We start from the raw sequence: 23,376 nt of genomic DNA on the forward strand, positions 1-23,376 counted from the left end.
CCTCCCCGCCCCGGCCGCTGCCGTGGACGGGGCGGTTCTGCATGATCACGAAGGGTTCCGGTCAGTCCAGCCCCGACCGGCCGGTCAGCACCACGATCTGCGGGCCGTCGATCGGTGTGCTGAGGGCGTGGTTCAGCAGACCGGCCAGGCCCGCCGCCCCCGACGGGCTGGCGTCGACGCCGTACCCGGTCAAAAGCTTCTGGGCGGCCACCAGCTCGTCGTCGGTCGCGGCGTGCACCACTCCCCCGGACGCGTCGATCGCGATCATGGCAGCGGGTCCGTGCAGGGCGTGCCAGTTCACCAGTGGCTCGTTGTGCTCGGTGGTCACGACGGCCCCGGTCGGCAGCGGCTCGTACGGTCCGGGCCAGCTGGTGACGATCGGGTTGTTGCCCGGGGAACCGACGGCGTGCAGCGGCACGGACCAGCCCAGCGCCCGCAGACGCCGGTGGAACGCGACGACCGTGGTGCCGTTGCCGACCGGCAGCCACATCGTCGCCGGGATCGGCCCGAGTTCCCGGTGCAGGGCCTGCACGACGCGGCCGTGTCCGTCCAGGACGGCGTCCTGGTACGGGCCGTCGACGTTCCCGTCGGCGGCCCCGGCCTCGGCGGCCAGGCGGTGGGACTCCTCGACGGCGTCCTCGTAACCGCCCGGGGCGAAGCGAATGTCGGCTCCGGTGGCCTCGGCGAACGCACCTCCGTCACCCCAGCCCTCGGGAAGGACGACGGTGCACCGCAGCCCTTCCTGCGCGCAGGCCGTCGCCATCGCCCGGCCGTAACTGCCGCACGATCCGACGAAGACCCGCTCATGGCCGTCGGCGCGGGCCGCAGCCGCCACCGAACGGGCCGCGGGTTCCTTGTGACTACCGGAGGCGTAGAGGGTTTCGTCCTGGAGCAGAACACTGAGACCGGGGACGAGGTCGTCCACGGAGATCAGCCGGGTGCGGGGGGCGGTGGTGGTCACAGGGAGGTCCTCTGATCCTGACGGTGGGCGGCGAGCAGTGCGTCGGCCTCCCGCTGGAGGTCGTCGCGGGTGCCGATGAAGTCCGGCGGGGTGGCGTCGGGCAGTTCGTCCTCGATCAGGCGCAGCCGCGGGGTGAACCAGCCGCGGATCGCCCAGGCCAGCTGGAGCACACCGCTGAGCACGACCAGCAGGGCCAGCCCGCGGCCGGGCCCGGCCGAGCTGAACAAGGGCTGGACGTAGCGCTCGGCCAGCGGCCCGATGATCAGGTAGCCCACCGGCAGGGTGAGCATCATCAGGGTGATGAACAGCGACAGCACCCGGCCCTGGAGTTCGAGGTTGACCTTGGTCTGGACGATGGCGATCCAGTGGCCGTCGGCGAGGGACTCGGCCACGCCGACGAAGAACATCCCGGCGATGATCAGGGCCGGGACGGTGGTGATACCGACGACGACCATGGCGATGCTGCCGACCGCCATGGCCACGAGCATCCCGTGGCTGCGCCGGGCCGTTCCGCCCCAGACACCCATCAGGACACCGCCGGTCAGCACCCCCACGCCACCGGCGCCCAGGGCCGCGCCCAGCACCGAGGCCGACTGCTCCAGCAGCAGCATCGGGGTGATGACCGCGAAACCCAGCGCGTAGAAGGCATGGTCGATGACGAAGAACCGCACGGCCGCGACCAGGCCGGGCCGGCGGGCGATGAACTGCCAGCCGTTGCGGATCTCGGCGGTGAAGCTCTCCTCGCGGCGGCGGAACATCAGATCCGGGAAGCGGACGAGCAGCAGGCTGATCGCCCCCGCCGCGAACGTGCCCGTGTCCACCAGCAGCACGCCGCTGATGCCGATCGGGCCCATCAGCGCCGCTCCCAGCATGGGCGAGAAGACCTGCCCGACACCGAGCCCGAGCTGACCGATGCCGCTGGCGTGCCCGAGATAGCGCTTGGGCACCAGCTGGGCGACCGCGGCCAGGTAGGCCGGGCGCTGGAAGGCACTGGCCACCGAGGTGAGCGCCACCGCCAGATAGACGTGCCACAGGTGCAGGCCGTCGTTCAGCATCAGCGCGGCCAGACTCGCCATCGCGACCCCGGCCGCGGTGTCACCGGCCAGCATCACCCGGCGCCGGTCCCAGCGGTCGGCCACGGCCCCCGCGATCGGCCCGGCCAGGATGCCGGGCAGCAGGCCGACCGCATTGACCACGGAGAACGCGGTGATCGAGCCGGTCTCCCGCAGCACCCAGATGCTCAGCACCAGGGTGCTCAGGCCGCTGCCGATCATGGACAGGAACTGGCCGAGGGCGACCAGCGCGAACTTCCCCAGATGGGCGGAGGCCACCGGCGCGGCCGGGGCCGGGACCGGGCTCGACCCGCCCGCGACGAAATCCTCCAGGGCCCCGGCGAGCGGCTCGGCGTGACTCTTCACGAAGAAGTGCCCGGCCTCGGGCAGCACCGCCACATCGACGTCGCCCTCGGTGAAGTGCCGCCATTCCTGGTGGCGTTCCTGATAGTGCTCGGTGACCCGGTCGCGGGCCCCGACCACGGCCCGCACCGGGGCCTTCAGGGGCCGGTACGCACCCCGGTAGGCACCGGTGAAGTACTCCTCGGCGTCCCGGTCGTCCTGGCGCACGTTGCGCAGCACGAACTCCTGCTGGTCCTTGTCCTCCAGGTCGGTGAAACCACCACGGGCGCGCAGATAAGCGAGGTACTCACGGTTGGAGGTCAGACGGTCGACCCGGACGTTGCGGTAGAACCAGTCGAAGAACCGCCCGGGCAGCCGGGCCGTCGGGAACCCCGCCCCCAGCGCCACCCCGGCCACGGGCACACCCGCCTCCTCGGCCTGGCGGGCCATCTCGACCGTGAGCGCGACGCCCTGACAGTGCCCGTAGAAGACGACCGGGCCCTCGATCGCCTGGAGCTCCTGCGCGACCCGGGCCGCAATCGCGTCGATGGGCTCCAGTTCCTCGTCGGGCCGGGCGTAGTCGTGGCCGGGCAGTTCCACGGCGTGCAGGGCCCAGCCGGCCGGCAGGGAGTCGGCCAGCGGCTGGTAGGCGACGGCGCTGCCACCGGAGTAGGGCACCGCCACGACCGTGTGACCGCCGCCGGACCGGTCGGCCTCGGCGGCGCTCAGCCGGTTCAGCAGTCCACGCTCGGAAGTCTCACCCTGAGACAGTTGGACAGCCAGCCGCCGGATCGTGGCGTGACGGTAGAAGTCCACGAGGCTGGGCGAGGGCTCCAGGCGCCGCACCACCTTCAGCGCGGCGAACGAATCACCGCCCAGGGCGAAGAAACTCTCGTCGATGCCCGGGACCTCGATGCCGAGCACATCCGCCCAGACGGCCGCGATGTGCTGCTCGGCGGCGGTGCGGGGCGCCGTGCCGGCGCTCGCGGGCGTGCCCTCCGGCGGGGCGGGCAGGGCCTTGCGGTCCAGCTTCCCGTTCGGTGTCTGCGGCAGTGCGGGCAGCGTGAGGATCCGGGTGGGCACCATGTGCGGGGGCAGCCGCTCGGCCAGGGCTTCCCGCAGACCCGCCTCGTCGGCCGTGTCGGCTTCGGCCCGGTGGACGACGTATCCGATCAGCTGGGTCAGGCCGTCACCGCGCCGGTGCGGGGCGGCCGCGGCGGCGCTGATCCCGGGCAGAGCCGCGAGCGCCGCCTCGATGTCGCCGAGTTCGATCCGGTACCCGTTGACCTTGACCTGGTCGTCGAGACGGCCCAGGAAGTCGACGGTGCCGTCGCGGCGGAACCGGGCCGAGTCGCCGGTGCGATACATCCGGGCGCCGGGGCGGTCGGCGAACGGGTCTGCCAGGAAACGGGTCTCGTTCAGGTCGGGCCGCTCGTGGTAGCCCGGTGAGACGCCGTGCCCGCCGAGGTACAGCTCGCCGGTCACCCCGGCGGGTACCGGGCGGTGGCCGGCGTCCAGGACGTAGACGCGGTTGTTCGGGAAGGGGCGCCCGATGGGCAGCGGAGCGTCGTCGGCGAGATGCTCGACGGATCCCTCGAAGTACACGTTGTCGACGGTGACCTCGGTGACGCCGTACGAGTTGACGACCCGGTGACCCGGGCCGACGAGCTGCTGGGCGAGCCGGAACTCCTCGACGTGCCATTTCTCGCCGCCGCCGATCAGCAGGTCGACGAATCCGAGACCGCCGTTGTCCCGGGCGTGCTCGAACAGGGCCCGCAGTACCGCGGGCACCAGCTCGGTGCAGTTCACCTGCTCGGAGCGCATCAGGTCGTAGAGCTCGGCCGGGTCGAGCAGCGTCTCGCGGGAGGCCACGACCAGGCGTCCGCCCGCGGTGTGGGCGCGCATGGTCTCGCCCACGAACATGTCGAACGACGAGCTGGCCGCCTGGAGGTAGGTCCATTCCGGCCGGAGCCGGTAGGCCTCCTGCCACATCCCGGCGGCGTGCACCAGGTTTCCGTGGGTGATCACGACACCCTTGGGCCGGCCGGTCGAGCCGGAGGTGTAGATGACGTAGGCCGGATCGTCCGCAGTATTGACGGCGGGTGGGTCGCTCTCGTTCTCGTCGTCCGTCGTCGCGGCGATGAAGGACGCGTCGATCACCACGGTGGGGCGGCTGTCGGTCAGCATGTGGTCGAGCCGGTCGGCGGGGTAGGCCGGGTCGAGCGGCACGTAGGCCCCACCCGCCTTGAGCACGGCCCACATCGCGACGAAGAAGCCGGTGCCGCGCTCCAGCTGGATGGCCACCCGATGACCGGGCAGCACACCGGCGTCCCGCAACCGCCAGGCCAGCCGGTTGGCCCGGCGGTTCAGCTCGGCGTAGCCGATGGTCTCGCCGCCGGCGGTGAGCGCGGGTGCGTGCGGGGTGGTGGCGGCGTGGCGCTGAAGGAGTTCGTGGACGGTGGTGACGTCCGGAGCCGGGATGGTGACGTCGTTCCAGTCGTGCAGGATGCGCTGCTGTTCGGCGTCACCGAGCATCCGCATCCGGGTGATCGGTTCGGCCGCACCCAAGGCCGCCTCGCCGAGCACGGTCAGCAGGTGATCCAGCAGGGCCTCGATCCGGGCGCCGTCGAACAGCTCGGTGGCGAGGTCGGCGCTGAGCACCGCGCCGTCGGCGGTGAAGTCGAGGCTGATCGAGAGGTCGACCATCGTTGCCGCGGGTGCTGTTTCACCCGCGTAAGTGAGGACCGAGCCGTCGGGGGCGGGGGTGTTGTGCACGGTCAGCATGACCGGGCTGACGCGTTTGGCACCGCCGGGACGGGCCGTCGCGGTGACCAGATCGGGCAGCGCCAGGTCCTGGTGGTCGAGGTCGCTCAGCACGTCGTCCCGCACCCGGGCGACGAGCTGGTCGAACGTCGGCTCCCCGGTGACGTCGCCGCGGATCGGGAGCACGTTCAGGACGGGCCCGATGACGGACGCGAGGGCACTGGTCGAGCGGCCCGCCACCGGGGAGAGGACGGTCAGGTCGGTGCGGCCGGTGTAGCGCCGCAGCACCACCTGGAGACCGGCGAGCACGACCGTGAACAGGCTCGCCCGCTGCCGGCCGGCATAGGCGCGCAGGTGTTCCAGCAGGACGGGATCGAGGGTGCGGCCGACCCGGGCGGAGGCGTAGGAACGCACGACGGGTGCCGGCCGGTCGGCCGGGAGTTCCAGGTCCAGATCGGCGCCGGTGAACCGTTCCCGCCAATAGGTGACGAGGGACGCGTCGGCCCGGGCCCGGTCGGCCCGCTGCGCGAGATCGGGGAACGGGAGCGTCGGCGCCAGCCCCGCGGCAGCAGCGAGATCCCCTATCGGGGTGGGATGTCCGGTCGTGGCCAGGGCGGCCCGGTACAGCGCGGCCAGTTCCTGGCCGAACACCCCGGCCGACCAGCCGTCGAAGGCGAGGTGGTGCACTCGCAGGGTGATCTCGGTTCCCGGATCCACCCCGGAAGCCGCGCCCGGGGACGTCCCCGGTTGATCGATCGGCTGGGTGCCGTGGAGATGGACCCGGGCGATCGGGCCGTGCCGGTGCTCGACACCGTCGGGGCCGGGTGCCCCGAGGATCAGCGGGATGGTCCCGGCCGGATCGATGACCAGGGTGGGCTCGGCGTTCTCGTCGGGGAAGTGCGCGCGCAGCAACGGGTGCCGGTGAGCCAGCTCCGCGAGCGCCCGGCGCAGCGCGTCGACGTCGGCGGGCTCGCTCCAGCGGTACCGCAGGCCCAGTGTGTACGCGGGCAGGTCGGCGGTCACCTGCTCGGCGATCCAGTAGTCGCGCTGCATCGGGTTGAGTCGATGAGGGACGCCCTCGGTGAGTCCGGTGTCCGGCGCCGGTTCCGTGGTGGGGGGAGCCTCGGTGATGTGCGCGGCGAGGGCGGCCACGGTCGGGTCGGAGTACCAGCTGGTGAGGGTGAGTTCCGCGCCGTGCCGCTGCCGCAGCGCCGCGATCAGGCGGACGGAATCAAGGGAATCGCCGCCCAGGGCGAGGAAGTCGTCGCCCGGGCCGGTCACGGCGACACCGAGCACGGACTCCATGAGCGCCGCGGCGGCGCGCTCGGCGTCGGTGAACGCGTCCGGGATCCTCGCACCGTCGGGGCCGGGTACCTTCACCGCCAGCGCCGCCTTGTCGATCTTTCCCTGGGGTGTCAGCGGAAACCGGTCGTGCCGGCGCATGATCCCGGGGACGAAGGCGGGCGGCAGGAGCGCGGCCAGTTCGGAGCGCACCAACGCCAGATCGGTCCCGGCGCCGGTGACCAGGTGCCCGATCAGCCGGGGGTGGCCGCTCGTGTCGTCGACCAGCACCACGGCGTCCGTGATGCCGGGCAGGGTCCGCAGGGCGGCCTCGACCTCGCCGGGTTCCACCCGGTGGCCGCGGATCTTCACCTGGTCGTCGAGGCGCCCGAGGAACTCCAGTTGCCCGGCCGACCAGCGCACCCGGTCGCCGGAGCGGTACTCCCGGCCGTGGCCGGGGGTCGTCACGAACCGCTCGGCGGTGAGTTCGGGCCGGTTCAGGTACTCCTGGGCCACGCCGGTGCCGCCGATGAGCAGTTCGTCGTCGTCACCGATGCGGCAGGTCACGCCGTCCAGGGGTGTGCCGATCGGCACCGCCTGGCCCGGGGCGCCCGACCATGCGGTGACGTCTGCGGCGGTGGCGCCGACCGTGGTCTCGGTCGGGCCGTAGGTGTTGTACAGGCGGGCGGTGGAGCCGGCGGTGGCCCGCTGCCAGGCGCGCACCGCGTCGGGGCGGGCAGTCTCCCCGCCGACGATCACGACCCGCACGCACCCGGGCAGGGTGGCCTCGCCCTGGTCCAGGGCTGCTACCAGCTCGTGCCAGTAGGCGGTGGGCAGGTCCAGGATCGTGATCCCGAGGGCACCGCAGCGGTCGAGGAAGAGGTCCGGCCGGCTGATCATGTCGTCGTCGCGCAGCACCACGGTGGCGCCGCGGGTCAGCGAGGGGAAGATCTCCTCGACACTGACGTCGAAGCTGAGCGACGCGAACTGCAGCACCCGCTCCCGGGGGCCGAACGCGAACCGAGTGCCGAAGGCGTTCGCGAAGTCCCGCAGCGACCGGCGTCCTACCAGCACACCCTTGGGACGGCCGGTCGAGCCCGACGTGAAGATGACGTAGGCCGGCTCCTGCCGCGGCACACTGTCGTCCAGTGGCTGCACGCCGGCGGGGGTGACCAGGGCCCGGGGGCGGCTCTCCTGGAGCATCAGGTCGAGGCGGGCCTGCGGGTAGGCGGGGTCGAGCGGCACGTACCCGGCGCCGGCCCGCAGCGTCGCCAGAACGGCCACGACCGCGGCCCGCCCCCGCGGCATCCGGATCCCGACCAGGTCGCCAGGGCGCACACCGGCCCCGGCCAGTTCGCCGGACGTGGCGGCGACCAGGTCGACGAGCTGCTGGTAGGTCAGCTCGCCGTCGGTGTCCAGCAGCGCTGGGGCGTGTGGGGTCCGGGCGGCCTGCCGGGCCACGGACGACCAGACGTCGTCGTCCGGCAGGACGGGTGCCTGCGGTGTAACGGTCACCGGGTTTCTTCTCCTCGAACGGGTGGATCGTGAGCGGGACTTACAGCGACCAGGACGTGGGGACGCGGTCCCAGCGGTGCTCCCGCAGCGCGTCGATCAGCTCCGGGGGCAGCGGGGTGCCGTCCGAGACCGCGAGGTTGGAGCGCACGTGCCCGGGACGCCGCATGCCCGGGATGACCGTGGAGACGGCCGGGTGGTGCAGGATGAAGCGCAGGGCCAGTTCCGGCAGGGTCATGCCCTCGGGTACCAGGTCGCGCAGCGCGTCGACCCGGGTGATGGTCTCCGGCAGGTTCTCCGGGCCGAAGTAGACGGCGCGCCAGTCGTCGGCCGGGAACGTGGTCGCGGCGTTCATCGTCCCGGTCAGCGAGCCCTCGTCGAAGGGCACCCGGGCGACGATCGCGATGTTCTCCTCCAGCGCGCGGGGGAACAGCTCGTCCTCCGGAGCCTGGTCGAAGATGTTGTAGATGACCTGGATCGCGTCGACGAGACCGGTGTCGAGGGCGGCGAAGCAGTTCGTCGGCTCCCAGCGGTTGACGCTGATGCCGAACCCGCCGATCAGGCCCTCCTCCTTGAGCTGGGTGACGGCCTTCTGCCAGCCCGGCTCACCGGCCCAGCGGTCTTCCCAGACATGCAGTTTCAGCAGGTCGATCCGGTCGACGCCGAGGTTGTCGAGGCTGCGGCGGGTGTACTCGAGGATGTGCTGTGCCGGGAAGACGTCTTCCAGCGTGTCCTGCGGGCGCGGCGGCCATTCCCGGTTCAGCGGCGGGATCTTGGTGGCCACGCGCAGGTCCGTCCCGGACCGGCGCCGGCGCAGCTCGCCCAGCAGGCTCTCGGACTTGCCGCGCCCGTAGACCCAGGCCGTGTCGAAGAAGGTGCATCCCAGGTCGACGGACAGGTCGAGCGCGGTCGGGGCCACGTCGTAGTCCCAGCCGGTGAAACCGCCCGGTCCCCCGCCGATTCCCCACATGCCGTAGCCGATCTCGCTGACGTCCCAGCCGAGTCGGCCCATGGTGCGGTGCTGCATCAGTGTGTCCGTGCCTTTCCGTGGTGGTGCGTGGTTACTGCGCGAGGGCGGCGGGCACGCGGTGACGGTTCAGTCCGTGGCGCTGCTCGAACGCGGCCCCGGCCGTGCGGTCGAAGCAGGCGGGGTTGTCCTGCAGCAGGTTCTCCAGCACGGCGCGGGCCGTGTCCTCGTCGTCCAGGCCGCCACCCGCGCGGTGATCGATGACGGCCAGCAGCGTGCTCAGCCCGGTGTCCCCGGCGGCCGCGACGCGCAGGTCGGCCAGGAAGCGCGTGCAGGCCACCCGCGGCGTCACCGGGAACTCGGCGAGCTCGTCGAAACGCACGCTCCCGGGGCGGAAGACATGCAGGACACCGCCCCACACGGTGGTGTCGCGCACGGCCTCGGCCACGGTGCGGGCGACGGCGTCGACCGGGGTGTAGTCCGACCGGATCGCGGCCCGGGGAACGGCTCCGAGCTGCTCGAAGGCCTGCAGCAGCAGATGGGTCACCGCGGTCGGGTTCGCGATCGGTCCCGCCGGGCCTGCCGGGTTCACGGGCCGGACGGCCGGCATCACCTCGCCGAGGCGCAGCACGGTCACGGGCAGGTCGGTGGCGGCGTTCAGCAGCCGTTCGGCCACCCACTTCGATCGGCTGTAACCGCTGCGCGGCGCCGTCACGCCGGCGAGGTCGACGTCTTCGCCGAGCACGCCGGGCGTGCGCATCGCGTGGTCGTGCAGCACGCCCAGCGTCGAGATGTAGTGCAGGGGAACGCCGCCGGCCTCGCGGGCGAACCGGATCAGCTCGGCCGTGCCCCGCACGTTGGGGTCGCGGTGCATGCGGTAGTCGTAGAGGAAGTTGACCATCGCACCGTTGTGCACAACCAGATCGACCGCCTGGGCCAGTGAAGACCATTGCTCCGGGCTCAGTCCCAGGCCGGGGCGGGACAGGTCACCGGCGACCGCCCGGACCCGGCCGGTGAACCCGGGGTGATCGAGCTGCTGGCCGGTCAGGGCCGTGTCCAGACGACGGCGCGCCTGGTCGTCGTCCGGGGCCCGCACCAGACAGACCACGGTCAGGTCCGGGTCGTCGAGCAGCTCGTGCAGCAGATGCGTTCCGACGAAACCGGTGGCTCCGGTGAGAAGCACCGTCCGCACCGGCTGATCGCGCCGTTCACGCCGGGCCGGGACCGGGCCCGTCAGGTCCGCCAAATCGGCCGCGACCAGTGCCGCCTCCTCCGGAACCCTCTCGTGGTCGAGCTCGCGCCGGGTGATCAGCTCCCGCAGTCCGGCGGCGGTGGGGTGATCGACCAGGTCCCGGACCCCGATCTCCACCCCGAACCGGTCGGTCAGTGCGACCACGGCCGCGACCATCAGCAGGGAATTCGCCCCCGCGGCGAAGACGTCGTCGTGCGCCCGCAGACGGGGACGGCGCATCGCGGTCCGCAGGACCCGCAGGACCTCGTCGTCGGTCCGGTCGTCGAGATCGGCCGCCCCGGCCACGTCGGCCAGTTCCGCCTCCAGCGCCAGTTGCCGGCGGTCGGTCTTGCCCGCAGCGGTGAGGGGTATCTCCTCGAGGACCAGGCACCGCTGCGGCACACTGCTGCGGGGCAGCCGGGAACCCAGATGCGTCAGCACTTCTGCCGCGGGGACGGTCCCGGTGACGACCAGCACCAGCTCCCGGCCGGTGGCCGGCCCGACGACCAGGGCCACAGCCTGCCGAACCCCCGGCAGGCTCAGGGCTGCGGCCTCGACCTCCCCCGGCTCGATACGGACCCCACCGACCTTGATCTGATGGTCGATGCGACCGGAGAAATGGAACCGGCCTCGCTCGTCGAGATGTCCCAGGTCACCGGTGCGGTAGAGGCGACCGGTCAGCACGGGGCCGGCCCCGGGCCAGGGGCAGTCGAAGAATCGCTGGGCGCTCCGGTCGATCTCACCGTGGTAGCCGAGCCCGACACAGACCCCGCCGATGACGATCTCGCCGGTGGCGCCCGGGGGCAGAGGCCTGCCGTCGACGTCCACGACGACCGCGCCACAGTTGTCGACGGGCCGCCCGAGCGGTACGTCGTCGCCGTCGGCCTCGGTCACCTCGTGGAAGATCATGCCGATCGCGGCTTCCGAGGGCCCGTAGCCGTTGCTCACCCGCAGCCCCGGCAGCAGCCGCTGGAGCCGGTGCACGTCGTGCGGGTTGATCTGCTCCCCGCCGACCACGAGATGGCGCAGTGAGCGCAGCCGCCCGACCAGGGCAGGCCGTTGTTCCAGCAGGGACAGCAGGGCGTTCAGGAGCGCGGGCACGAAGTCGGTGACCGTCACACCGTGGGTCTCGATCAGGTCGATGGTGTGCTGAAGGTCGCGGTGTTCCCCGGCGGTGGGAACGACCGTGGCCCCGCCGGTGGTCAGCGGCCAGAAGATCTGCCAGAACGCGGAATCGTAGGTGTGCCGGGTGTTCTGCAGCACCACCTCACGGGCCGGGGCCGGGCCGAACCAGCTGGTCATGAACGCCAGCCGGTTGGCCAGGGCACCGTGCGAGTTCACGGCGCACAGCGGCGTCCCGGTGGTGCCGGAGGTGTACACCCCGTAGACGACGTCGTGCGGACCGGTGACCACACCGTCCTTGATTCCCGAACTTTTTTCTGTGGCAGAAACTTCCACCACCAGGGCCCGGTCGCGGTGGTGAGCCGGCATCAGGTCGGGGTCGGTGCACAGCACCGGCGCGCCCGCCAGGAGATCGAGCACCCGCTCGATTCTCGATGCGGGCCAGTGCGGATCGACCGGCACGTAGCCCACCCCCGCGAACATGGCTCCGGCCCAGGCCACGGGCAGGGCCAGCCCGTCGGCGACGAGAACGGGAATCAGCGAGCCCGGGGCGGGAGCGGCGGCGATGATCCGCACGGCCAGCCGCCGGGCGTGAGCCACGAGCTCACCGTAGGTCAGGGTTCCGTCCGTGGCATGAACTGCCACGAGTTCCGGTGTCCGTCGCGCCATGTCGCTGACCTGCGCGGGAACACCGCGGAACGGCCCGTGATCGATCGTGACCCCGGCGAGCGGCCCGAGGACCGCCGCCTCGGTGGCCCGGGACAGTGCCGGAGCGGCGGTCGGGTCCAGGTCGGGATCGGCCAGCAGGGCCTGTGTCAGCTGCGTGCACATCTCGACCACGGCCGTGGTGGCGGGCGCCCAGGGATCGCCGTCGGACAGTTCTATTTCATAGCTCACACAATATTTTTCATCAAAAATACAACGAATGACCGGCCCGCCGTCGGAGGTCGTCAGGCAGACCGTGAGCGCCGCCGCGACGCTGCGCTCCACCGAGGAGCCCACGACTATGAGGTCACGGTCCAGCCGGCGCGCCACCTCCTGTACGGCCCGGACGGCCGATGCCACGAATGCGTCCGAGAACTGATGTTTTCGGAGAACGGGATCGGGCTGCATTCGGTCCACCGGGCTCATAAGGCAGCAATCAAACGAATCCGAGCATCCGGGACACCGCCATGAAATGACCTGGACGCAAACCCGAAGCAAAAGTTGCCACCGATCGGTGTCAGAGACGTCAGCGTCGTCGAAACTTCCTGGTGTGGATCACAGCATGGGAACAATGGCCGCGCGGGCGAGTGCGACGCGAGCGGCCGGGACGGCCGGCGTCCGGGTGCGGGCCTTGACATCGACGGCGGACAGCTTCGCCTGCGAACGGTTTCTGGCCGACGTGTGGCAGACCGGGCCAGAACACCCCCCGCTCGCCGCCGACGTGATCCGGGCGATGGCCGATGCCGGGAGTTACGTGGCGGGCGCCCTGGACGACAGGCTGGAGGGTACCCCGGACGAGGAGCGGCTGCTGGCCGCCGGCATCGGGCTGTGGGGACCACCCGGGCGGCCCGAGATGCACAGTCACATCGCCGGGGTGCACGCGCAGGCCCGCGGCCGCGACGTCGGCTTCGCCCTGAAGCTGGACCAGCGCGCTCACGCCCTGGAGCACGGTGCCCACGAGATCACCTGGACCTTCGACCCTCTGGTGGCCCGCAATGCCCACTTCAACGTCCGGAAACTCGGCGGCGGGGCGCAGGCCTACCTGATCGACCACTACGGCCAGCTGTCCGACGGGCTGAACGGCACCGACGAGACCGACCGGCTCCTGCTGCGCTGGGAGCTGCTGGGGGAACGAGCCCGCTCGGCCTGCGAGGATGGCGCCCAGGCCGGCGTCCCTCGGCCGGCACCGGAGGTGGCGCTGGGCCGTGACGGCGAACGCCCCGGGCCACGTCCGGCCCCGACCGGGGCCGGTCCTGTCCTGGTCTCGGTACCGCACGACATCGAGGGCCTGCGCACCCGTGACCCCGAGCTGGCCGGCGCCTGGCGCCTCGCTGTCCGCGAGGTGCTCGGAGGACTCCTGGCCGGCGGCGCCCAGATCGTCGATTTTGACCGTTCAGCAGGCGGTTACGTGCTCGCCCGGGGAGGCCGGTGATGCAGGTCGAACGCGTCGTGCTACGGCAGATCAATCTGCCACTGGTCAGCCCGTTCCGGACGTCGCTGGGGATCGAGTACGAAAAGCCCGCGCTCCTGGTGCAGGTGACCACCTCGTCCGGTGACGGATGGGGTGAGAGCGTCTCCGGGTTCGACGCCAGCTACTCCTCGGAGTACATCGAGGGAACCCACGACGTCATGCAGCGGCACCTCATCCCCCGGCTGCTGGCCGCACCGAGCGTGACGGCGAGCGCCGTGGCGCCGCTGCTGGCCCCGGTCAAGGGCCATCGGATGGCCAAGGCCGCTCTGGAGATGGCCGTGATGGATGCCGAACTACGTTCCTACGGGATGTCTTTTGCCACGTCGCTGGGCGCCGTCACCGACCGGGTGCCGAGTGGGGTGTCGGTCGGCATCATGAACTCGGTGCCGGAGCTGCTGGCTGCTGTCTCGGGCTACCTGGACCAGGGGTACCGGCGGATCAAGCTCAAGATCGAGCCGGGCTGGGACATCGCGCCGGTGCGCGCGGTGCGTGAACGGTTCGGTGACGACGTGGTGCTGCAGGTGGACGCGAACGCCGCCTACACCGCGGCCGACGCCCGTCACCTCGCCCGCCTCGACGACTTCGGCCTGCTGCTCATCGAGCAACCGCTGGACGAGGAGGACATGCGCGGGCACGCCGCGCTGTGCCGCGATCTGAGAACTCCCATCTGCCTGGACGAATCCATCGTGTCGGCGCGCTCGGCGGCCGATGCCATCGCCTGGGGCGCCTGCCACATCGTCAACATCAAACCGGGGCGGGTCGGCGGCTACCTGGAGGCCCGGCGTATCCACGACGTGTGCGCAGCCTCGGGTGTCCCGGTCTGGTGCGGCGGCATGCTGGAGACCGGGCTGGGCCGGGCCGGCAACGCCGCGCTGGCCGCTCTGCCCAACTTCACCCTGACCGGTGACGTCTCGGCATCCGACCGGTACTTCGCGACCGACATCACCGAACCGTTCGTCCTGCGTGACGGGCACCTGGACGTGCCGGGCGGCCCGGGTCTGGGGGTCGTGCCGATCCCCGATCTGCTGGACGAGGTCACCACCTCGATGCAGGAACTGGTGAGACCCCGGTGAGGCGAACTGGCCGGTGAGGCTGATCGAGCGGCGCACGGCGACCGGCGCGGCGGCGACGTCGAAGCCATTGACCAGAGCCTTCCCGGCATCGGCCCCGGCCAGGGTGGACAGGATCCGCACCGCGGTGGTCTTGCCCGCCCCGTTGGACCCCAGCAGCGCGAACACACTCCCGCGTCGCACCTGGAGGTCCACCCCGCGCAGCACCTCGTGGTCACCAAACGCCTTGCGCAACCCTCGCACCTCGATCGCGAGGTCCCTGCTCTGCCCTGACGGCATCGTCTTCTCCTCCGCTCCCTGGCTGGCGATCACCAGGGTGAAGGGTTGCCCCTGCGTCAGGGTCAAGTCGCTGCGGGAAGCAGTTTCCAGCAGGCCGGCTCAAGCCGCTGTGAGAGCTGTTCCGGGAACTGGTGATCAGATCATGGAGATGACGATCTTGCCGCGGGTGGAGCCCTTGGCCATGTGGTCGAGGGCTTGCGGTGTGTCGGCGAACGGGAAGACGCGGTCGACGACCGGTCGGATGGTGCCGCTCTCCACCAGTTTCGTGATCTCGCCGAGCTGTTCACCGCTGGCCTGCATGAACAGGAATGAGTAGGAGACCCCCAGGCGCGCTGCCTGGCGCCTGGTCTTCAGGCTGAGCAGGCGGGTGGCGATCTTCAGAACCGGGTTCCCGCCGATCTCGCGGGCGAAGTCCGGGTCGGGAGGCCCGGCGATGCCGATGACCGTGCCGCCGGGCTTGAGGATCGTCATCGATTTCGCCACGCTCCTGGGGCCCTGACTGTCCAGGACGACGTCGTAGTCCTTCAGGACGGTGGAGAAGTCCTGGGTGCGGTAGTCGATGACGACGTCCGCGCCCAGTTCCTTGAGGAAGTCGGCGTTCCTGGCGCCGGCAGTGGTGGCCACGGTGGCACCCAGGTGTTGGGCGAGCTGGATCGCGATGGTGCCCACCCCGCCAGAACCCGCCTGGATGAGGACCTTCTGGCCGTGGCGCAGGTTGGCGCGTTCGACGAGGGCCTGCCAGGCGGTCAGGGCGACCAGGGGCAATGAAGCGGCTTCTTCCATGCTGAGGTTGGCCGGTTTGATCGCGAGGTCGTCCTGGTGCACGGTGAGGAACTCGGCGAAAGTGCCGATTCTGTCCTTGCGGGGTCGGGCGTAGACCTCGTCGCCGGGCTGAAAGGCATGAACCCCGGCGCCGACCCGGACGACGACGCCGGCCAGGTCGTTCCCCAGGACCAGGGGCAGGCGGTAGGGCAGGATGAGCTTGAACTCTCCCTGCGCGATCTTGTGGTCGAGCTGGTTGACGCCGGCCGCGTGGATGCGGACCAGGACCTCACCGGCAGCGACGTCAGGCTCGGGCAGCTCGGCAAGACGGACTGCCGGCTGGCTGGCGTACCGGTCGATGACGTAGGCCTTCATGGTGTTCTCCTGGGGATGATCGGCGCCAGTGGCGGGTGTTTCGTGGTCCGGCGCCAATGGTAGTATGGTCATACTTCAAATGGACGAGCGACACCCGATCGGGCGAGGAGGGGCCATGGCGCGCTACGGCAAGGAACACAAGGAAGAAACGCGGCGGCGCATGGTGAAGAGCGCCGGGCGCCGGCTGAAGAAAGACGGCCTGGACGGCTCGGGCGTGGCCACACTGATGGCCGATGCCGGACTGACCAACGGCGCCTTCTATGCGCACTTTGCCTCCAAGGACGACCTGATCGCCGCGACCATCGCCGACCAGCTCCAGCAACAGCGGGTGCTGTTGCAGGAGCTGGCCGGCGAGTCGGACGGGTTCATGCGTTTCGTGCACGGATATCTCTCCCCCGAGCATCGTGACGACGCCGAGAACGGCTGCCCTTCAGGAGCTTTGCTGGACGAGGTGGCCCGCAGTTCGCCAGTGGTCCGCCGGGCCTACAGCGAGAGCATTCGCGGCGTGGTCGACGACATGGCCGCCCTGGTGGCGCCAGGCGCCCCTGCGTCAGGACGGGGCAAGGCGCTGGGTTGCATAGCGATCCTGGTCGGGTCGTTGCAGCTGGCCCGGGCGATCGACGACCCCCAGGAGTCTGCGACTGTGCTCGCCGAGGGGGTGCGGTCCATCTCCGCGCTGCTGGCTGCCCCGCCGGGCTGACCCTCCACCCGATACCGGATTGCGCCGACCGGGGTGTGATCCGGCATTCGTGTACCGCTATTGAAGTATGGTCATACTTTTATTGGGAGCGACGACGGTCGTGGTGTGACCGCTGCGACCAACCCCTGGAGGACCCGCTCATGACTCTCTCGTCCCGCCCCGCCGAGGGCATCGACGCCGACTACCGGACCGTCCCGACCCGCACGCTGAGGGCCGACGGCGTGACCTGGGCCTACCGGGTCATGGGCGCTGCGGATGGCGTCGCTCTGGTCCTGCTGCCGCACCTGGCTGCGGTCCTGGACAACTGGGACCCTGCCCTGATCAACGCTCTGGCCGCCGAACGGCAAGTGATCGTCTTCGACAACCGCGGAGTCGGCGCCTCCACCGGCGCGACGCCGGACACCGTGGAGGCCATGGCCCGCGACGCCGTGACGTTCATCCGCGCGCTGGGCCACCAGCAGGTTGACCTGCTGGGCCTCTCGCTCGGCGGCATGCTCGCCCAGACGATCGCCCAGCGCGAACCCCAGCTGGTCCGCAAGCTCATCCTCGCCGGAACGGGCCCGGCCGGCGGCACCGGCATCACCCAGGTGAGCCGCCTGTCAAACCTGGCTCTGCTGCGCGGGGCACTGGCGCGCCAGGACCCGAAGACCTACCTGTTCTTCACCAGGACCGCGAACGGGCGGCACACTGCGAAGGAGTTCCTCGCCCGGCTGCAGGAGCGCACCGAGAACCGGGACACCCCCGTCTCACTGAAGACCTACCGGGCCCAGCTCACCGCCGTCGGCCGGTGGGGCCGGGCGCAGGCCGCAGATCTGTCCCTGATCACTCAGCCCACCCTGGTCGCCAACGGCGAGCACGACGTCATGGTGCCCACCGCCAACTCCGTGGACCTGGCCGAGCGACTCCCCACCAGCGAGCTCGTCCTCTACCCCGACGCCGGGCACGGCGGCATCTTTCAGCACCACGCCGCTTTCTCCACCACGACGCTGGCCTTCCTGGCCCGCTGACCACCCCCCACGTCCCGCCCCTGCCGGGCCGCTCGTCACCATCTGATTCTCGTGAAGGAACCCGCTATGGACCCGTCCTCTTCCGTGTGGCAGCCCTACACCCTGGGCAAGCTCCCATTACCCCATCGCCTCGCGATGGCCCCGATGACCCGCAACCGGGCGAACGCCGACGGAACCCCGGGCGTACACGCCACGCAGTACTACGCCCAGCGCGCCTCGCTGGGCCTGGTGATCACCGAGGGCGTCCAGCCATCAGAAGACGGCCAGGGCTACCTCAACACCCCGGGAATCCACACTCCCGAGCAGATTGCCGGCTGGAAGCCGATCGCCGAGGCGGTGCACGACAACGGCGGGTACCTCTTCCTGCAGCTGATGCACGCAGGCCGGATATCTCACCCGGACAACACCCCGCATCACCGCCCGCCGGTGGCGCCCTCGGCGATCTCGGCCGAGCAGGACATGATCACGCCCACCGGACCGCAAAAGACCCCGGTGCCGCGGGAACTGAGCACGGCCGAGATCCGCACCGTGATCGACGAGTTCCGCCGGGCCGCGGCCGGAGCGATCGCCGCCGGTGCGGACGGGGTGGAGATCCACGCCGCCAACGGGTATCTCCTGCACCAGTTCCTCTCCCCGAACGCGAACGAGCGCACCGATGCATACGGCGGATCGGTGGAGAACCGGGCCCGGTTCGTCATCGAGGTCGCCCAGGCCATCGCACAGGAGATCGGCGGCGACCGCACCGGCATCCGCATCTCCCCGGCCTTCCCCCTCGGCGGACTCGACGAAGGCGACACCGAAGCAGTACGCGCCCAATACCGCTACCTCGTCGAGCAACTGGCCGACCTGGGCCTGGTCTATCTCCACGTCCACCACCTGGGAGACGACGACCTGCTGCGATCGCTGCGCCAGACCTGGCCGACCGCCGTGCTCGTGGTCCGGTACGGGCGCGAGCGTGAGCAGATCGCGGCCGACATCGACGCGGGGCTGGCCGACATCGCGCCCCTGGGCCGATTCGCCCTGGCCAACCCCGACATCGTCCAGCGACTGCGCACCGGCGCCGCCCTCAACGAGGTGGACCCCAGCACCCTGTACGGCGGCGGTACCTCCGGCTACACCGACTACCCGACCCTTTCCCCGGCCTGACCCACCCTCCACACCGACCAAATCACACTCAATCAAAGGAACTCGCATCATGACTTCACTCAACGGCGCCGTCGTGCTCGGCACCGGCGACATCGGCACCCACATCGTCTAGACGCCCTCACCCGCGGCGCAGCGAAGGTGTGCACCCACCGCCCACAACCCCCCGCACCTTCGTTGTCAGGTCGCCTGGCCCGTTGCGGTGATGAGCAAGCCCTGTTGGGTGAGGACGAGCTGTCCGTCTCGATGTCGGGTCACGGTGGGTTCAAAGTGATCTTGGACGTTTGACCGGGGCGAATGGGCAGTGACCTGATGTAGGGGACCCCGGACGGGAGGCGGGCACGACCTCAGCTGATCATGGATCTGGTCTGAGGAAACCGTGATCAGAAGGCCGTGCCCGTGGACCTGTCCCCCCTCATCCTGCCCACTTTCGACCAGTCGTCACCGGAACGAGTCTGCCCGGACGTGACAGTGGGTGAGATCGGGAGCGTCGCGTCCGCTGTGGCCGCGACGGCCGATCCCCACAAGGCCCGCGGCGTGCGGCACAGCGCGTTCGGCCTGGTCCTGGGCATCATGGTCGCGATCCTGGCCGGCGCCCGCAGCACGCTCGAGATCGCCGGGCCTGTCCAGGACCTCAGCAGCCGTCAGCGTGGACAGATCGCCCTGACCTGGAACCTGGCGCCGAGCCTGTCCACGATCCGGCGGTTCCTGCTCGCGCTGGAACAGGCGGTTCGGCAGGACGCCCTGAACGCCTGGGCGCAAGCCCACGCGGCACGGATTGCTGCCACCCAGAACGGTTTACGGCACTTCATGATGGACGGGAAGTCCCAGCGCGCAGCCGCCTGCAAGGCCCGGCCCCAACCGCATCTGATGGGCGTCCTGGACATCGGCGACACCGACGTCGGGGCACGCCTGCGCCACCGGACCGAGAAACGCGTGGTCCCGGTGACCTCCATCGGCCACCGGGACGAGCAGATCGTTGCCTCACGTCCGGCGCGTCGCCCGCTACGACAAACGCAAAACCCGCCCCGAACGACGCCGGTAGTGGAAGAAACTCGAAACCGCCTACGACCTCTGCACCCTCAACCAGGTCCGGCTCAGACCGTCCGCGAGCAGGGGCCATCGAGTCCTGGCACTGGCCACGCGACGTCACCTCCGGAAAGCACCACCACCGCGCCCCGCAGCGGCAACCTCGCCGCCCACCTCGCTACCCTGCGCAACGCCGCGATCAGGACGCAGATGTGGCAACGGCGTCGGGAAGCTGAACCCTCGCCGAGGGTGCCACCCTGGGCGCCCGTCCACGAGGAACTCGAACGGGATCGTACGCGATCAAAAGCCATGAGGGAAAAGGACTCCGAAGATCCTGACACGCCGGCGGACGAGTGTTTTCACCGGGCCCGTCCCGCCTTGATGCGGAGATTTCCTCGCCCCGTCGCTTTCACTGCGCCCGGGGCATACGCCGGCTCACGCCCCTCGGCAGCACTGACGGTTTACGAGGAATTTATGATGACTTGTCCGTTTTTCTGGTAGGTTCGCGGTTGTTCGGAGCACGAAGAAGTCCTCCGTGAACAGCCCGGAGAAGCGAGACATGTTTCAGGGCAGCAGTTACCACGCATTCATCATGACCTGCGACGGTGCCTGCGGTGTGCCCTTCAGCCACGGACCGAGGAAGCATCTACCGACACCGGTCATGGCCGCTGTCGGTATCAGTTCATAGTGGGGAAAACCGTTTTCGTTCCGCCGACCGTCGTGACCGGCCGGCCTGAACTGCGCGCCACCAGCAGGATCTTCATGCTGGTGGCGTGTCGGCTTCGGCGGGACCCGACGCCCGTTCCAGCCGTAGAGGACCTTGCTCGTAGTCGCCCGCGCTCCCTGCGAGCGCCAGAAGACTGAGGAGTCGGATTGCAGCACATCTGTGTGACCGGGGCGGCCGGGATGCTGGGACAGCACCTGGTGGAGCGTCTGACGCAGACCTCCGGGGATTACACGGTGACGGGCATCGACCTGCTACCGGCCGAGTATCAGCACGACGGGTACCGGCACGTGGTGGGCGATGTGCGAAACGCCGAGACGGTCAAAGCCGCGGTGGCCACGGCCGACATCATCGTGCACGCGGCGGCGGCCCTGCCCAGCAGCAAACCTGCGGACATCGTCTCGACCGATGTCGAGGGAACTCGTGCGGTGCTCGAGGCTGCCCGCTCCTGTGGGGTCCCGCGCGTGGTGCACATATCTTCCACCGCGGTGTACGGGCTGCCCACCACCGTCCCTACCCCCGAGGACTACCCGCAGACTCGGGAGGACACCTACAGCGGCGCGAAAATCGCGGCCGAGGAGCTCTGCCGGCAGGCACGGGGCGACGGTCTGACGGTCGCCGTCCTGCGTCCCAAGACCTTTCTCGGGCCCCGGCGTATGGGCCTGTTCGCCATGCTCTTCGAATGGGCCGAGGAAGGCCACCACTTTCCTGTCCTCGGTCGTGGGGACATTCGCTGTCAGCTCCTGGATGTACGGGATCTCGTGGACGCCACCCTGCTGTCCATGAACCGGGAGTCCAGCGTGGTCAACACCGAGTTCAACCTCGGTGCAGACCAATTCACCACTCTTCGTGAGGACTTCCAGGCAGTCCTCGACGCGGCCGGACACGGGCGGCGCGTGCTGTCCGTGCCCGTCGCTCCGGCCGTCCTTGCTCTGCGAGGACTGTCGGCTGCCGGTCTGTCTCCGGTGTACCGGCGACTGATCTACAAGCTCCGTTCCGATTCGTACGTCAGTACGCATCGGGCCGCTCAGCGACTGGGCTGGCAGCCGCGGTACTCCAACCAGGCAACTCTCCTGGCGACGTTCGACTGGTGGCGTGAGGAGATGTCCAACCGCGGACCACGGGCAGCCGGCCTCACCCATCGCGACCCCTGGCGTCAAGGCGCATTGGCGGCCGCGAAGCTCCTGATCTGAGCGGACACGCGAGCACATCGTTCCACAGAATCAGAACGTTCTGCCCAGCAGGCATTCTCTGAGGAAGGAATGGCCATGAGCATCCCCCCACCCGCCGGCAGCGTCATCCAGACGCCCGGCGCAGCACTGGTGAACACCGGCCCGAATGCCCGCGCCCTGGTCAGCCTGCTACGACCCCAGCAATGGACGAAAAACCTTCTGATCGTTGCCGTACCCCTGGTCGTTGCCCCACAGGCGGTGCCCGGGCACGGCTGGGCACTTCTGACCGCGACCACCGCCTTCTGCCTGGTCTCGTCGCTGGTCTACATCGTCAACGACCTGTACGACGCCGACCGTGACCTGCTGCATCCGGTGAAGCGTCACCGTCCGCTGCCCAGCGGGCGCGTCTCACGCTCACAGGCGCTCGTGCTGCTGAGCGCGCTCGGTGCCACGGTCTGCGGTGGGCTCGCGGTGGCCACGAAGTCCGGAACGCTGAGACCGGCCACGGTGGGCATCCTGGTGGCCTACCTCACGATGAACGTGCTCTACTCGTCCCGACTCAAACATCTACCCCTGATTGATGTTTTCGTTGTCGCCGCGGGGTTCGTGCTCCGGTCGGTCGCCGGTTCCCTCGCCGCCGGGATCGACGTCAACGCCTGGCTGAACCTTTGCCTGTACTCGGCCTGCCTGTTCCTGTTCTTCGGCAAGCGGCGTCACGAGCTGGCCAGCAGCTCCGCGGGTCAGAGCCATCGCCCGGCGCTGACCAATCTGTCGGTGCCCTTCCTCGACCATCTGCTCGTGCTCACCATGACGCTGACCCTGGTCGGTTACAGCTTCTTCATCTGGTCCTCGATGGCGCATCCCGCGCTCACCGTGGCCCTGACCTATCCGTTCGCCCTGTTCGGGGTGGTGCGCTATCTGCAACTTGTTCTGCTCGAGGATTCCGGTGGTGACCCCACCGACACCCTCAGCCGCGACCGGGCCCTGCTGGGCACGGCCGCCGGGTGGGTCCTGATGCTGGTGGTGGCTGCCCTGTGACACCCGACGGCCCCCTCGTCTCGATCATCGTCCCCAACTACAACTATGCCCGTACCCTGGATCTTTGCCTGACCGCAGCGGTCCACCAGTCATACCCGCGGCTGGAGGTCATCGTTGTCGACGACGGCAGTACCGACGACTCGGTGCAGATCGCGCGTCGCCATCGCGTCACGCTCATCGAAAGCCCCAACCGGGGGGTTTCGGCGGCCCGCAACCTCGGGGCGCAGAACGCCACGGGCCAGATCCTGTTCTTTCTCGACTCCGACATCGCCCTGGAGCCTGACGCGGTCCAGCAGGCGGTGACTCTGCTGTCCCAGGACCCTGAGCTGGGATGTGTCTGTGGCATCTACGCAGCCGAGCCACTGATCGATGACGGCCCGGTCGAGTGGTACAAGGTTCTGCAGGGGCATTTCTGGCGGGTCCGGTGCGCCGGCACGGTCCGCGCCGGGTTCTTCTCCCTGGGGGCCGTCCGGCGTGAGGTTTTCCAGCAGGTCGGCCCGTTCGACGAAACTCTGCGCTACACAGAAGATGTCGAATACGGGGCCAGGCTCTCGGAGGTTGCCCGGATCGAGCTCACGCCGTTGCTGGTGGGCCGTCACGACGACGACGCCCAGTTCGGCCTGCTGCTACGCAAGCAGTTCACCCGCTCGATCCCCCTGGTGTCCTTGTT

14 protein-coding genes and 1 pseudogene are annotated in these 23,376 nt (G+C 69.9%); 9 read left to right on the forward strand and 6 right to left on the reverse strand.

Features of this window, described 5'->3' with window-relative positions; translation table 11 throughout:
• Positions 1 to 61: 61 nt before the first annotated feature.
• From LR393_RS33830 to LR393_RS33845, 4 genes are read right to left on the reverse strand one after another with little or no spacing between them, the layout of a single operon-like run.
• The gene (locus tag LR393_RS33830) at positions 62 to 961 is read right to left on the reverse strand and encodes a pyridoxal-phosphate dependent enzyme (RefSeq protein ID WP_231489303.1); all 900 of its coding nucleotides are present in this window, start codon (positions 959 to 961) and stop codon (positions 62 to 64) included.
• Entirely contained in the window at positions 958 to 7,914 is a 6,957-nt protein-coding gene (locus LR393_RS33835) for a non-ribosomal peptide synthetase/MFS transporter (protein WP_231489304.1), read from the reverse strand. Before LR393_RS33835 ends, LR393_RS33830 begins: the two co-directional genes overlap by 4 nt.
• 40 nt (positions 7,915 to 7,954) lie before the next feature.
• Positions 7,955 to 8,938 (reverse strand): aldo/keto reductase, encoded by a 984-nt coding sequence (locus tag LR393_RS33840; RefSeq protein ID WP_231489305.1) that lies wholly within the window; start codon positions 8,936 to 8,938, stop codon positions 7,955 to 7,957.
• A 34-nt stretch (positions 8,939 to 8,972) separates the two neighbouring features.
• A complete protein-coding gene (locus tag LR393_RS33845; protein ID WP_231489306.1) occupies positions 8,973 to 12,296 on the reverse strand; it encodes a non-ribosomal peptide synthetase in 3,324 nt (1,107 codons plus the stop codon).
• A 190-nt stretch (positions 12,297 to 12,486) separates the two neighbouring features.
• On the opposite strand from LR393_RS33845, the gene LR393_RS33850 reads away from it, so the two are divergent.
• Both LR393_RS33850 and menC read left to right on the forward strand, forming a co-directional pair.
• Entirely contained in the window at positions 12,487 to 13,368 is an 882-nt protein-coding gene (locus LR393_RS33850) for a hypothetical protein (protein ID WP_231489307.1), read from the forward strand.
• Positions 13,368 to 14,480: an o-succinylbenzoate synthase gene (gene menC, locus LR393_RS33855; RefSeq protein ID WP_231489308.1), complete on the forward strand. Its 1,113-nt coding sequence runs from the start codon at positions 13,368 to 13,370 to the stop codon at positions 14,478 to 14,480. Before LR393_RS33850 ends, menC begins: the two co-directional genes overlap by 1 nt.
• On the opposite strand, the pseudogene LR393_RS33860 reads toward menC, so the two are convergent.
• Together LR393_RS33860 and LR393_RS33865 are read right to left on the reverse strand one after the other, a co-directional pair.
• A pseudogene (locus LR393_RS33860) lies at positions 14,478 to 14,756 on the reverse strand (ATP-binding cassette domain-containing protein); the annotation flags it as partial. The gene menC and the pseudogene LR393_RS33860 sit on opposite strands and share 3 nt — an antisense overlap.
• Before the next feature lie 135 nt (positions 14,757 to 14,891).
• Entirely contained in the window at positions 14,892 to 15,893 is a 1,002-nt protein-coding gene (locus tag LR393_RS33865; protein ID WP_231489309.1) for an NADP-dependent oxidoreductase, read from the reverse strand.
• A gap of 115 nt (positions 15,894 to 16,008) precedes the next feature.
• On the opposite strand from LR393_RS33865, the gene LR393_RS33870 reads away from it, so the two are divergent.
• The 7 genes from LR393_RS33870 to LR393_RS33900 all read left to right on the forward strand — a co-directional run.
• The gene (locus LR393_RS33870; RefSeq protein WP_231489310.1) at positions 16,009 to 16,593 is read left to right on the forward strand and encodes a TetR/AcrR family transcriptional regulator; all 585 of its coding nucleotides are present in this window, start codon (positions 16,009 to 16,011) and stop codon (positions 16,591 to 16,593) included.
• Between the two features lie 140 nt (positions 16,594 to 16,733).
• Positions 16,734 to 17,600, forward strand: coding sequence for an alpha/beta fold hydrolase (locus tag LR393_RS33875; protein WP_231489311.1), 867 nt, complete (start codon positions 16,734 to 16,736; stop codon positions 17,598 to 17,600).
• 66 nt (positions 17,601 to 17,666) lie between these two features.
• On the forward strand, positions 17,667 to 18,746 hold the full coding sequence (locus LR393_RS33880) for an alkene reductase (protein ID WP_231489312.1): 1,080 nt from the start codon (positions 17,667 to 17,669) through the stop codon (positions 18,744 to 18,746).
• A 396-nt stretch (positions 18,747 to 19,142) separates the two neighbouring features.
• Entirely contained in the window at positions 19,143 to 20,273 is a 1,131-nt protein-coding gene (locus LR393_RS33885) for a transposase family protein (RefSeq protein WP_231489313.1), read from the forward strand.
• 372 nt (positions 20,274 to 20,645) lie between these two features.
• Entirely contained in the window at positions 20,646 to 21,689 is a 1,044-nt protein-coding gene (locus LR393_RS33890) for an NAD-dependent epimerase/dehydratase family protein (protein WP_231489314.1), read from the forward strand.
• Positions 21,690 to 21,764: 75 nt separating this feature from the next.
• Positions 21,765 to 22,706: a UbiA prenyltransferase family protein gene (locus LR393_RS33895; RefSeq protein ID WP_231489315.1), complete on the forward strand. Its 942-nt coding sequence runs from the start codon at positions 21,765 to 21,767 to the stop codon at positions 22,704 to 22,706.
• Positions 22,703 to 23,376, forward strand: a 674-nt coding sequence (locus LR393_RS33900; RefSeq protein ID WP_231489316.1) for a glycosyltransferase family 2 protein, incomplete at its 3' end; no start/stop codon positions are given. The genes LR393_RS33895 and LR393_RS33900, both read left to right, overlap by 4 nt.

Origin of the sequence: Kineosporia mesophila (genome assembly GCF_021129235.1) — a bacterium.
GTDB lineage: Bacteria > Actinomycetota > Actinomycetes > Actinomycetales > Kineosporiaceae > Kineosporia > Kineosporia mesophila.